Genomic DNA, 12749 nt, shown 5'->3' on the forward strand with positions numbered 1-12749 from the left:
TGTGGGATAGAGGCGGGGGTCTTGTACCAAGCGCCGTGGAAAATGCTCAGTTAAGAATTGTTAAATGGGTGAGTTGAGAATCATTATCAGTTGTGGCGAGCCAGGAGTAAATGCTCCATCTGGCTTTTTTATCGTTTGGTCGGCGTGGCGAGTGCCCGGCCCAGGGGGGAGGCTGTGTTTAGCCGCGCTGGTGCGTGAGATCACCGCGCGGGTGCGCTGCGAGCTACAGGAAAGGTTGTCGTACAACCGAATGCGCTATGATGCGCGTTCCTCCGACAACCGAGATACCCGTTCTTGATGGACAACCCGAACGTCCAGCCTACCGTTCGCCGCCGGCATCGCAGCCTGGCCGAAGAACTGGTCACCGAGCTTTCCCGGCGCATCTGTTCCGGTGAGCTGCCGCGTGCCACCAAGCTGCCCACCGAATCCGAAGTGATGGCCGAACATGGTGTGAGCCGCACGGTGGTGCGCGAGGCCATTTCGCGCCTGCAGGCCTCGGGCCTGGTGGAAACCCGGCACGGCGTCGGTACCTTTGTGAAGGATATCCCGAGCCCCAGCGGGTTTCGCATCGACCCGGACAGCATCGTGACCTTGCAGGATGTGCTGGCCGTGCTGGAGTTGCGCATCAGCCTGGAGGTAGAGGCCGCCGGCCTCGCGTGCGTGGGGCGGACCGACGAGCAATTGCAGGTGATGCGCGACTCGCTGGATGCGCTGAACTCGCGGGCGGTGAGTGCCGACTACGCGGTGTCGGCAGACTTTCAGTTTCACCAGCAGATCGCGTTGGCCACGGGCAATCGCTACTTCACCGACATCATGTTGCACCTGGGGGTCAACATCCTGCCGCGTACACGCCTGCACTCAAAACGCTTGGCCAACGACAACAAGGAGCCCTTCCTGGAGCGCCTGAGTCGTGAGCATGAGGACATCTACAAAGCCATCCTGCGCCGTGACGCCGATGCGGCTCGGGCAGCGATGCGCCTGCACCTGTCCAACAGCCGCGAGCGTATGCGCCGGGCCTATGAAGCTGCCGCCGCCGAGTTGTCGAACGGCCCGGCCGCGGTGAACGCGCCGCCCTGAAGCCGGCTGCCCGGTTCATCGGCCGCCGCCGGCGGTTGCTGCTCGACCTTGGCGCGAAACGGTTCCGAGCTGTCCTTGGGTGCAAAGCCCAGGTGTTCCGTGTGCCGAGTACTCCACCAGCGATCGCGATTGGCCGAGACGCCATATACCACACTGTGCCCGACCTCCTTGGTCAGCAGGGCGCGCGCCACCAGACGGTCCAGGTCGGCGTAACTCAGCCAGGTCGAAAGCATCCGCCGGTTGCGCGGCTCGGGGAACGACGAGCCGATGCGCAGGCTCACGGTTTCAATCCCATAGCGGTGAAAGTAGAACGCCGCCAGGTCTTCGCCGTAGGCCTTGGAGAGGGCGTAGTAGCCATCCGGACGGCGCGGTGAGTGCACGTCCAGTTCAACGTCCTGGGGATAGAAACCGGTGACGTGGTTGGAACTGGCAAACACAATCCGCTTGACCCCCTGTTGTCGCGCCGCCTCATAAATGTGGAATGTGCCGCGAATATTGGCGTCGAGAATCTCCTCGAACGGCCGCTCCACGGAAATCCCGCCCAGGTGAACGATGGCGTCGACGCCGGTGACCAACGCCGCAACGGCGGCCTTGTCGGCCAGGTTGCAGGTGATCACCTCGTCGTGCTCACCACGGCTGGGGGCCATGGGGCTGATGTCCGAGGCGCGGACGATGTCGGCATGGGCGTGCAAGGTGTTCCGCAGGATTTGCCCCAGGCCGCCGGCGGCGCCGGTGAGCAAGATGCGCGTGAAGGGTTTGGGTGGTGTGGTCATGGTCAGGTCTTCCATTGAACGCTGAATGCAGGTGGCTTGCCTGTCGAGCGATGCGCACTCGCCAGGCAAGTCGTGGGGGCTTTACATGAAGTTGTACTGGATGCCCAGGCGCCACCGCGCCTGGCGGTCTTCGGACGTGGCGTTGACCTTCACATCACCAATCTCCATGAACGGGGCCCATTCCTTGGTGAGCTTGTATTTGACGATCAGGTTCTGTTCGTAATCGCTCTTCTTGTTGTCGTAGCGGATGTAGTCAGTCTTGAAGTAGATGAACTGATATTCATACGCCCACTTACTGGCCGGCGTGTAGCCGAGCCAGCCCTCGAAACGATGGGTGGTCTGGTCATCCTTGATGTGGTCGGGCAAGTCCTCGTTGACCTGGTCGCGGTCCAGCTTCTTGGCATCCAGGCGATAGCGCGTGGCGGCGTAGAAGGCGTCGTTGATCTTGTAGTTGTACTTGAGGCCGAACTTGTAGGTGGTCGAGTCTTTCGAGCTGTCCATCTGGAACGCCGGGGTCAACGTCGATTGCGCGCTGAGTTTGTAGTTGTAGCTCACGGTGAACTCGTGCCCGTTGTTGACCATGTTGTCGTAGGCGACGTCTTCACGGTCGCCGGCGGTGCGGTATTTCATTTCCGCTTCAAATCCCAGGCCACTGTCCAGGCGGTAGTTGAGCTTGATTCGGTCAGCGTGGGCGCTGTCCTCCTCGGTGAACTGGTGGCGGTAGTTGATGCTGGCAGAGTCAGCGCTGACATACAGCGGCAGGCCGAGGGTCAGGGCAGTAACGAGCGTGCGTAGGGTGGTGTTCATACGGTCTTCTTTTTTGTTTTTGTTAGGGTCGTTTGACGGTTGCTACGGCAGTGGGTTGTTGCGGATGGCTCTCATCTAAGGTGCCGATATACGTTATCGTACGACAAGATGACTCGTCTATGGGTTATCGGTGGTTTTGAAACATCTTGAAATATATGTGCCCAGTGAATAGGGCTTTACAGCAATCCGGGTTATTCCTTGGTTGTCTTTAAAAATAAGGGTTTTGCCGGGATTTACTGAAAATTCATGCAGGTGAGGGGCGGGTTATTGGGTCTTTTCAAGTGTTGTACGATGACCTATGATCGGTCGCAACAGACGACACTTCCGTCACAAATCCAATAAGAAGGCTTACGACGTCCATGAGAATCACAGCAGTCAACGTCCAGGTATTTTCCTACCCGACCCGCCGCGCAGTGGACAGTGCCGGCCATGCGCACCCCGGTGATGTCACCCAGGCGCAGATGGCTTTGCTGCGCATCCAGACCGAAGACGGCCAGGAGGGTTATGCCTTCGGCGCCCCGGAGCTGATCCGCCCGTATGTACTGGATGGTTTCGTGCGCAAAGTGCTGGTGGGGCAGAACGCTTTCGATCGCGAAAAAATCTGGCACGACCTCGCGCACTGGCAGCGCGGCAGTGCCAGCCAGTTGACCGACCGCGCTCTGGCGCTGGTGGAGCAGGCCCTGTGGGATTGGGCCGGGCGCAAACTGGGTGTGCCGGTGCACAAGTTGATTGGCGGTTTCCGCGACAAGGTGCCGGCCTACGGCTCCACCATGTGTGGCGACGAACTGCCCGGTGGCCTGGCGACCCCGGAAGACTACGGGCGTTTTGCCGAGACCCTGGTGCAGCGCGGCTACAAGGCCATCAAGCTGCACACCTGGATGCCGCCGGTGTCCTTCGCCCCGAGCCCGCGCATCGACGTGCAGGCTTGTGCGGCGGTACGCGAAGCGGTCGGCCCGGACATCGCCCTGATGCTCGATGGTTATCATTGGTACAGCCGCACCGAAGCGCTGTACATCGGGCGTGAGCTGGAGAAGCTCGACTTCGCCTGGTTCGAAGAGCCGATGATGGAAGAGTCCGCCGAGTCCTATGCCTGGCTGGCGGGGCAGTTGGACATTCCGGTGCTGGGTCCGGAAACCCTGTCCGGCAAACACCTGAGCCGCGCCAGTTGGGTCAAGCACGATGTGTGCGATATCTTGCGCGCCGGTGTGGCGGGCGTCGGCGGCATTGCGCCGTGCCTGAAGGTTGCGCACCTGGCTGAATCCTTCGGCATGGATTGCGAGATTCATGGCAACGGTGCGGCCAACCTGGCTGTCGTCGGCGCGATCAAGAACTGCACCTGGTATGAGCGTGGCCTGTTGCACCCGTACCTGGATTACGACGAAGTGCCGGCCTACCTCAAGCGTCTGGTAGACCCGATGGACAGCGACGGTTTTGTGCATCTGTCCGACTTGCCGGGCTTGGGTGAAGACATCGATTTCAACTTCATCGAGACCAATACGCTTAAAAGCTTCTGACGTGCACACGGTCAGTCCGGCATGAGTCGGGCTGATCAAGAGCACCTACCAATACAAGAATAAATATAAAAAAGGCACTCTTGTTATGAGCATTTTCCCTTCGCTGTGGGCGCGGGTGTTCGTCGCCGCGCTGGCTGTCACCGCTGTACCTGCAAGTTTCGCAAAAACCCCGGCCGATCAATTGATCGTCGGCATGAGCATGATCAACCTGCTGTCCCTCGACCCGGCGGCGGCCACCGGCCTGGATGTGTCGGAGATCAACGCCAACCTCTATGACATGTTGCTGGTGCAGGACGTTGCCCAGCCGGATCGCCTGGTGCCGGCGCTGGCCGAGCGCTGGCAGGTCAGTGACGACCGCAAGACCCTGACCTTCAACCTGCGCACCGGCGTGAAATTCCAGTCCGGCAATGACCTGAGTGCCGAAGACGTTGCCTGGTCGTTGCAGCGCGTGCTCAAGCTCAACCTGGCGCTGGCTTCCACCTGGAAGGCCTACGGCTTTACCGCCGAGAACGTCGAGCGCTACATGCGTGCCACGGATGCCACGACCTTCGTGATCGAGTTGCCGCGGCCCACCGACCCGCTGCTGGTGCTCAACACCCTGGCGACCTCGCCGAGTGCGTTTGTCCTCGATCGCAAAAAAGTCCTCGAACACCAGAAGAACAACGACATGGGCGCCGCCTGGCTGGTGACTCACGCCGCCGGCAGCGGTGCGTTCGTGCTCAATGACTGGCGCGCCAACGACGTGATCCTGATGAGCCGTTTCGACGGGTACTGGGGCGGCCCGGCCAAGCTCAAGCGCATCGTCATGCGCAACATGACCGAGTCGCAGTCGTTGCGCCTGATGATCGAGCGCGGCGACCTGGACATCGCCAAAGGCATGTCTGCGCCGGACATTGAAGCCCTGCAGAAAAGCGCCAAGGTCCGCACCCAGACCTTGCAGCGCGGCACCCTGTACTACGTCGCCCTGAGTGTGAAGCAACCGATGTTCGCCGATGCGCGTGTGCGCAAGGCCGTGCGTGCGCTGATCGATTACCAGGGCATCAACCAGACCGTCATGCCCCATTACGGCGTGATCAACCAACGGCCGCTGCCCCTGGGCCTGGCCGCACGCCTGCCGGATCCGGGTTACACGCTCAACGTCAAGCAGGCCAAGGCCTGGCTGGCCGAGGCCGGTTACCCGAACGGTTTCAAGACCACCATTCGCGTGCTCGCCGAACCGCCGTTTATCAACATTGCCTCCAACCTGCAGTCGACCCTGGCCCAGGCCGGTATCGATGCCAGCATCATCACCGGCACGGGCAACCAGATCTACGGCGCAATGCGTGAGCGCAGCTTCGACATCATCGTCGGCCGCGGCGGTGGCGGGGCGGAACGGCATCCGCACTCCAGCCTGCGTACGCTGGTGTACAACCCGGATAACCGCGATGAGGCCAAGCTCACCAACTTCCAGGGCTGGCGCACATCCTTCTACAGCCCTGAGCTGAACCAGCTGATCGAGCGCGCGGAAGTCGAGCCTGACACAGGCAAGCAACTGGCCCAGTACCGCGACATCCAGGAGCAGGTCGACCGGCAGGTCGGGGCCATTTTGCCGGTCTCGCAAATGACCGACACCGTGGTGGTGTACGAAGACGTGGCCGACTTCCAGGGCCATACCGCCGCGACCACGCGCTACAAAGACGTCTACAAGAAGCGCTGACCGATTATCAGGAGCTCACTATGTTTGTTATGACTGCCTCTGTCATGGGCGCTCGCGCGTCCAACACAGCCCGGCGTGCCGGTACGGTGCTGGTGACCTTGCTCGGCCTGCTGGCCCTGACGTTCATCATCGGCCGGGTCATGCCGCTCGACCCCGTGCTGGCGGTCGTCGGGCCGGATGCCGACAGTTCAACCTACGATCAGGTGTACCGGTCGATGGGCCTGGACAAGCCGATCTGGACCCAATTCGGTCTTTACCTCAACGACCTGCTCCACGGTGACTTCGGCAATGCGCTGTTGACCGGCCACCCGGTACTCGACGACATCCTGCGCGTCTTCCCCGCGACGATTGAGCTGGCCACCCTGGCGATCCTGTTCGGCGTGCTGATCGGTTTGCCCCTGGGCGTCTGTGCCGCCAGCAACCAAGGGCGCCTCGGCGATCACGTGGCGCGGGTGATCACTTTGTTCGGCTACTCCACGCCGATTTTCTGGCTGGGCATGATGGGGCTGCTGGTGTTCTACGCCTGGCTCGGCTGGGCCGGTGGAGCGGGGCGCATCGACCTGGCCTACGACGGCATGGTGCCCGAGGTCACCGGCCTGCTGCTGATCGACTCGACCCTGGCACGTGACTGGGAGGCCTTCGCCAGCGCTCTGCGCCACATCGTGTTGCCGGCGCTGATCCTGGGTCTGAACTCGGTGGCGTATATCAGCCGCATGACCCGCAGCTTCATGCTCGAGCAGCTGTCCCAGGAGTACATCATCACCGCGCGGGTCAAGGGCCTTTCCCGGCGCCAGGTGGTGTGGGGGCATGCGTTTCGCAACATCCTCGTGCAGTTGCTGACGGTGGTTGCGTTGGCCTACGGCTCGTTGCTGGAGGGCGCGGTGCTGATCGAAACCGTGTTTGCCTGGCCGGGGTTCGGCCAGTACCTGACCAGCAGCCTGATGCTCGGCGACATGAACGCGGTGATGGGCTGCGTGTTGGTGATCGGCTTGATTTTCGTCGCGCTCAACCTGATCAGCGACGCCTTGTACAAGGTGTTCGACCCCCGTACCCGTTAACGCACTGCGCCGTACCGATAAAACTATAAAAAGAAGGAATTTTGCATGAAGACGGTATTTTCAACACTGCACCTTGGCCTGTTGACGGCGATGCTCGCCCTTGGGCCGATGACAACGGCCAGCGCCAAGACCCCCGTCGATCAATTGATCGTCGGCATGAGCATGGTCAACCTGTTCTCCATCGACCCGGCCAATGCGCCTGGCCTGGATGCCTCCGGCGTCAACGCCAACCTCTACGACACGCTGATCAAGCGTGACCGGGGCAACCCGGAAAAACACCTGCCGCAATTGGCCGAACGCTGGGACATCAGCGAAGACGGCAAGCAGGTGACCTTTCATCTGCGCCCGGATGTGAAATTCCATTCGGGCAACCCGCTGACCGCCGAGGACGTGGCGTGGTCGCTGTACCGGGTGATGAAGCTCAATTTCGGCCTGGCCACCACCTGGAAGGCCTATGGCTACAGCGTCGAGAATATCCAATCGCTGATCCGCGCCACGGACGCCCACACCCTGGTCATCGACCTGCCGCAGACCATGGACCCGCTGCTGCTGGTGGACTCCCTGGCGATCTCGCCGAGCGCTGTGGTAGTGGACCGCAAGACCGCCCTGGCCCATGAGAAAAACGGCGACCTCGGCGCCGGCTGGCTGGTGACCAACGAGGCCGGCAGTGGCCCCTTCGTGCTGACCAAATGGAGCGCCAACGATTCGCTGCTGCTGACCCGTTTCGACGGCTACTGGGGCGGCGCGGCCAAGCTCAAGCGCGTGGTGGTGCGGCACATGACCGAATCCCAATCCTTGCGCCTGATGCTCGAGCGCGGCGACCTCGACCTGGCCTACGGCATGGCGGCACCGGACATTCGCGCCATCGACGGCTCGGACAAGATTCAGGTGCAATCATTGCCGCGCGGCACCATGTACTACGTGGCGATGAGCATGAAGCAACCCGAGTTTGCCAAGACTCAGGTGCGTGAAGCCGTGCGCAACCTGATCGACTACAAGGGTCTGGATGAACAGGTGATGCCGTATTACGGCAAGCTCAATCAGCAGCCGATGCAGCTGGGGCTGGAAGCGCGCTTGCCGGATCCGGGCTATCACATGGATGTGGCCAAGGCGAAAAAGCTGCTCGCCGAGGCGGGTTACCCCGACGGTTTCAACACCACCATTCGCACGCTGTCGGAGCCGCCGTTTATCGACATCGCCGCGCGCCTGCAGGCGACCCTGGCCGAAGGCGGGATCAAGGCCAGCATCGTCACCGGCACCGGCAACCAGGTCTACGGCGCCATGCGCGCGCGCAATTTCGAGATCATCGTGGCCCGTGGCGCCGAGCGCTATCCGCATCCGTATTTCAGCCTGCGCACCTTCGCCTACAACCCCGATAACAGCGATGACGCCGGCTTGCCGAACTTCCAGGGCTGGCGCGCTTCATTCTTCAATCCGCAGCTCAACAGCCTGATCGACCAGGCGGGCGTGACGCGCGATTCGGCACAGCGGGTCAGCCTGTATCACCAGGCGCAGACGCTCTATGACCAGCAGGTGGGGCCGATCCTGATGATCTCGCAGATGACCGACACCGTGGTCAGCGCTGCCGACGTCAAGGGTTTCAGTGGTGACGATGCCGAGGCCACCCGTTACCTGGGTGTCTACAAGCAGCGTTGAGTGGGGCTGCGGCCCTTCAGAATTCACACAGAGAAGATGCTTATGAATGCCAATCTGTCTTCCATCGACACGGCGGCGAAGCGGCCGGTGGATCGCTCGCCGGGCTCCAGTTTCGATGCCTTCTGCAAGAGCGGCCTGCGGGTGCTGCGTCACCTGTTGCGCAACCCCATGACCCTGGCGGGCCTGCTGGTTGCGCTGCTCTTGGTGGTGGTCGCGGCCTTTGCGCCATGGATCGCCACCCATGACCCGGTCGCGCAAAACCTCGCCACAGCCTTGCAGGCGCCGGGCTCGGCGCACTGGTTCGGCACCGACGAATACGGTCGGGATATTTTCAGTCGGCTGGTCTATGGCTCGCGGATCACGCTGTACATCATTGCCCTGGTAACCGTGATCGTCGGTCCCATCGGGCTGTTTATCGGCACCGTCTCGGGCTACTTCGGCGGAGCGGTCGACACCGTGTTCATGCGCCTGACCGATATCTTTATTTCCTTCCCCAGCCTGGTCCTGGCACTGGCCTTTATCGCCGCCCTGGGCCCTGGCCTGGAGCATGCGGTGGTGGCGATTGCCTTGACCTCATGGCCACCGATTGCGCGGCTCGCGCGGGCTGAAACCCTGTCCCTGCGCAACGCCGACTTTGTCGTCGCGGTGGAACTGCAAGGCGCGTCGCCGGCGCGGATTATCCTGCGCCATATCGTGCCGATGTGCCTGTCCTCGGTGATCATCCGCCTGACCATGAACATGGCCGGGATCATCCTCACCGCCGCCGCTTTGGGCTTTCTCGGCCTGGGTGCCCAGGCGCCGCTGCCGGAGTGGGGCGCGATGATTTCCACCGGGCGCCGCTACATGCTCGAGTGCTGGTGGCTGGTGGCGGTTCCCGGGGCGGCGATCATGTTGGTCAGCCTGGCCTTCAACCTGTTGGGCGATGGCCTGCGGGACATCCTTGATCCGCGCAGCGAATAATCGGAGAACACCTTATGTCTGCCATCAAGCTGAATGTCGAAGGGCTGAATGTGCGCTTCGTCAGTGGCCAGAAAGAAACCCACGCCGTGCGCGATGTATCCTTTACCTTGGGGCGGGAGAAACTGGCGATTGTCGGTGAGTCCGGCTCAGGCAAGTCTACCGTCGGGCGCAGCTTGCTCAAGCTGCATCCGCCCAGCGCCAGAATCACCGCCAAGGCCATGGCGTTTGGCGAGGTCGACCTGCTCTCGGCCAGTGAAAAGGCGATGCAGAAGATTCGCGGCCAGCGCATCTCGATGATCATGCAAGACCCCAAGTACTCGCTGAACCCGGTGGTCAAGGTGGGCGACCAGATTGCCGAAGCCTACCTGGCCCACCACAAGGCCAGTCGCAGTGATGCGCGCGAACGGGTCATGCAGATGCTCGAGCAGGTGCATATCCGCGATCCGAAGCGGGTCTACAACCTGTACCCCCACGAGGTGTCCGGCGGTATGGGCCAGCGCATCATGATCGCGATGATGGTCATCACTCGCCCGGAAGTGATCATTGCCGACGAGCCCACCTCGGCCCTGGATGTCTCGGTGCGCCAGCAAGTGCTCAACGTGCTGGAAGAACTGGTGGACCAGCAGCAGATGGGGCTGATTTTTGTCAGTCACGACCTCAACCTGGTGCGCAACTACTGTGACCGCGTGTTGGTGATGTACGCCGGGCGCGTGGTCGAATCCCTGGCTGCCTGCGACCTGCAATACGCCGAGCATCCCTACACCCGTGGCCTGCTGGCCGCGCTGCCGAGCATGGATAACCGTCGCGTGCACCTGCCGGTGCTCAAGCGCGATCCACTCTGGCTGACTCAATAAGGAACCTGACCATGCCCATGATCCAAGCGCACGCCTTGAACCTGAGTTTCGGCACCGGCGCTGCCATCAACCAGGTGCTGCACGATGTGAGCCTGAGTGTCGCCGACGGCGAATCGTTCGGCCTGGTGGGGGAGTCCGGTTCGGGCAAGACCACCGTGCTGCGCTGCCTGGCCGGGCAATACCGGCATTGGCACGGGGAGCTGAGCATCGCCGGCGCGCCGTTGCAGCACAAGATTCCCAAGGAGCACTTTCGCAAAGTGCAGATGGTCTTCCAGGACCCCTACGGCTCCCTGCACCCCAGGCACACCATCGACACCGCCCTGCGCGAGCCGCTGATTATCCATGGGGTAGGGGACAAGGACGATCGGATCAACGAGATCCTGCTCAAGGTCGGCCTGAACGACAGCTTCCGCTTTCGCTATCCGCATCAGCTGTCCGGTGGGCAGCGCCAACGGGTGGCGATTGCGCGCGCATTGATCCTTGAACCCCGCGTGTTGTTGCTGGATGAACCGACCTCGGCCCTGGATGTGTCGGTCCAGGCCGAGATCCTCAACTTGCTGGCGGACCTGCGCCAGCGCGAGAAACTCACCTATCTGCTGGTCACCCACGACCTGGGTGTGGTCACTCACTTGTGCGACCGGGTAGCGGTGATGCAGCACGGCCGTATCGTCGAGTTGCTCGACTGCCAGGCCTTGAGCCAGGACCAGGCCGTGCACGACTACACGCGCATGCTGGTGCAGGCCAGCCGTGACTTCAGCCAGGAGTCTGAGCGACGGCGGGTCGGCTGATTTCTGTAGTCATCGTATGACTATTCTTGATTGGTAATGCGCCAATTCCTATTAAATGCGATTAATGTGCTGTTTTTATTGAATTAAATATAAAGGCCCTGAACTAAGGCACTCAGGGCTAGCTAACAATCATTTGTAGTTATACGATGACGTACCTCTCGAGGTATCCCTTTATTTTTTGATTTGAGGTTTGCGAACATGACGCCACAAGAACTAAAAACAGTCCTGTCTTCCGGCTTGCTCTCGTTCCCGGTTACCGACTTTGACGCGGCCGGTGACTTCCGTGCCGACACCTATGCCCGCCGCCTGGAATGGCTGGCACCCTACGGCGCCAGCGCGTTGTTCGCGGCCGGGGGCACCGGGGAATTCTTCTCCCTGGAAGCCAAGGAATACACGCAGATCATCAAGACTGCGGTGGACACCTGCAGGGGCCAGGTGCCCATCCTCGCCGGGGCAGGGGGCCCGACTCGTCAGGCCATCGCCTACGCCCAGGAGGCCGAGCGCCTCGGTGCCGCCGGTATTCTGCTGATGCCTCACTACCTCACCGAAGCCAGCCAGAAAGGCCTGGTGGCCCACGTTGAGCAGGTGTGCAATTCGGTGGATTTCGGCGTGGTGGTGTACAACCGCAACCTGTGCCGTCTCAATGCCGACAGCCTCGAGCAGTTGGCCGAGCGCTGCCCGAACCTGATCGGCTTCAAGGATGGCATCGGTGAAGTCGAATCCATGGTGTCGATCCGTCGTCGCCTCGGCGATCGCCTGACCTACCTCGGCGGGCTGCCGACCGCCGAAGTCTATGCCGCGGCCTACAAGGCCCTGGGCGTGCCGGTGTATTCCTCGGCGGTGTTCAACTTCATCCCGAAAACCGCGATGGATTTCTACCGCGCGGTGGCCGCCGACGACCACGCCACCGTGGGCCGCTTGATCGATGATTTCTTCCTGCCGTACCTGGCGATCCGCAACCGCTGCGAAGGTTATGGCGTGAGTATCGTCAAGGCCGGTGCACGCCTGGTCGGTCATGACGCCGGCCCGGTGCGCGCGCCGTTGACCGACTTGCTGCCTGAAGAAGTGGAGCAGTTGGACGTGCTGATCAAGGCGCTGGGCGCCCAGTAAGACTGTCAGTCTGCGGCGCCCTGTGTGGCGCCGCTGTCCTTTCATCAACCTGAGGTTTGACCATGCCCCACTGCATCATCGATTGCCCGGCGGCCTTGGCCCAGCGCATCGGCGAACACACCCTGCTGGCGACCGTACACGATGCCCTCGACAGCTTCGGCGTATTCAAGCCCGGCGACATCAAGGTGCGGCTCAACGGCTTCACCCATTACCGCTGTGGCAGCACTCAAGACGACTTCGTGCACGTCGCCCTGTACCTGTTCGCCGGGCGCACTGCCGAACAACAGCGCAGCCTGGCTTCGGCGACGCTGGGCGCCCTGATTGAACTGCTGCCGCAGGTCGAGGCGCTGTCCATGGACGTACGCGAAATGCCCCGCGAAACCTTCGTCAATCGCAGCCAATACCTCGAAGAATCCGGGCGGAAGATGTAACGCCCCTCGGTGTGAATACCGGCAA

12 protein-coding genes are annotated in these 12749 nt (G+C 61.7%); 10 read left to right on the top strand and 2 right to left on the bottom strand.

Annotation, left to right across the window (positions count from 1 at the left end; translation table 11 throughout):
* Window positions 1–297 precede the first annotated feature (297 nt).
* A complete protein-coding gene (locus tag BLW22_RS09925; protein WP_065923966.1) occupies window positions 298–1077 on the top strand; it encodes a FadR/GntR family transcriptional regulator in 780 nt (259 codons plus the stop codon).
* Here BLW22_RS09925 and BLW22_RS09930 read toward each other — a convergent pair.
* Together BLW22_RS09930 and BLW22_RS09935 are read right to left on the bottom strand one after the other, a co-directional pair.
* The gene (locus tag BLW22_RS09930; RefSeq protein ID WP_074848126.1) at window positions 1017–1850 is read right to left on the bottom strand and encodes an NAD-dependent epimerase/dehydratase family protein; all 834 of its coding nucleotides are present in this window, start codon (window positions 1848–1850) and stop codon (window positions 1017–1019) included. The genes BLW22_RS09925 and BLW22_RS09930 overlap by 61 nt on opposite strands.
* An 81-nt stretch (window positions 1851–1931) precedes the next feature.
* Window positions 1932–2657: an oligogalacturonate-specific porin KdgM family protein gene (locus BLW22_RS09935; protein ID WP_065923967.1), complete on the bottom strand. Its 726-nt coding sequence runs from the start codon at window positions 2655–2657 to the stop codon at window positions 1932–1934.
* Window positions 2658–3016: 359 nt separating this feature from the next.
* Between BLW22_RS09935 and BLW22_RS09940 the strand changes: the two genes are divergently transcribed.
* From BLW22_RS09940 to BLW22_RS09980, 9 genes are all read left to right on the top strand, one after another.
* On the top strand, window positions 3017–4171 hold the full coding sequence (locus BLW22_RS09940; RefSeq protein WP_065923968.1) for a mandelate racemase family protein: 1155 nt from the start codon (window positions 3017–3019) through the stop codon (window positions 4169–4171).
* Window positions 4172–4256: 85 nt separating this feature from the next.
* Window positions 4257–5867 (top strand): ABC transporter substrate-binding protein, encoded by a 1611-nt coding sequence (locus BLW22_RS09945; RefSeq protein ID WP_065923969.1) that lies wholly within the window; start codon window positions 4257–4259, stop codon window positions 5865–5867.
* A gap of 20 nt (window positions 5868–5887) precedes the next feature.
* Window positions 5888–6925: an ABC transporter permease gene (locus BLW22_RS09950; RefSeq protein WP_065923970.1), complete on the top strand. Its 1038-nt coding sequence runs from the start codon at window positions 5888–5890 to the stop codon at window positions 6923–6925.
* Window positions 6926–6970: 45 nt separating this feature from the next.
* Window positions 6971–8581: an ABC transporter substrate-binding protein gene (locus tag BLW22_RS09955; protein ID WP_074845969.1), complete on the top strand. Its 1611-nt coding sequence runs from the start codon at window positions 6971–6973 to the stop codon at window positions 8579–8581.
* A gap of 42 nt (window positions 8582–8623) precedes the next feature.
* Window positions 8624–9541: an ABC transporter permease gene (locus BLW22_RS09960; protein ID WP_027603510.1), complete on the top strand. Its 918-nt coding sequence runs from the start codon at window positions 8624–8626 to the stop codon at window positions 9539–9541.
* Window positions 9542–9555: 14 nt separating this feature from the next.
* On the top strand, window positions 9556–10395 hold the full coding sequence (locus BLW22_RS09965; protein ID WP_065923972.1) for an ABC transporter ATP-binding protein: 840 nt from the start codon (window positions 9556–9558) through the stop codon (window positions 10393–10395).
* An 11-nt stretch (window positions 10396–10406) separates the two neighbouring features.
* On the top strand, window positions 10407–11183 hold the full coding sequence (locus tag BLW22_RS09970; protein WP_065947983.1) for an ABC transporter ATP-binding protein: 777 nt from the start codon (window positions 10407–10409) through the stop codon (window positions 11181–11183).
* A 198-nt stretch (window positions 11184–11381) separates the two neighbouring features.
* The gene (gene kdgD, locus BLW22_RS09975) at window positions 11382–12293 is read left to right on the top strand and encodes a 5-dehydro-4-deoxyglucarate dehydratase (RefSeq protein ID WP_065923974.1); all 912 of its coding nucleotides are present in this window, start codon (window positions 11382–11384) and stop codon (window positions 12291–12293) included.
* Between the two features lie 62 nt (window positions 12294–12355).
* On the top strand, window positions 12356–12724 hold the full coding sequence (locus tag BLW22_RS09980; RefSeq protein ID WP_074845972.1) for a 5-carboxymethyl-2-hydroxymuconate Delta-isomerase: 369 nt from the start codon (window positions 12356–12358) through the stop codon (window positions 12722–12724).
* Window positions 12725–12749 lie beyond the last annotated feature (25 nt).

This window comes from Pseudomonas marginalis (assembly GCF_900105325.1).
Taxonomy (GTDB): Bacteria; Pseudomonadota; Gammaproteobacteria; order Pseudomonadales; family Pseudomonadaceae; genus Aquipseudomonas; species Aquipseudomonas marginalis.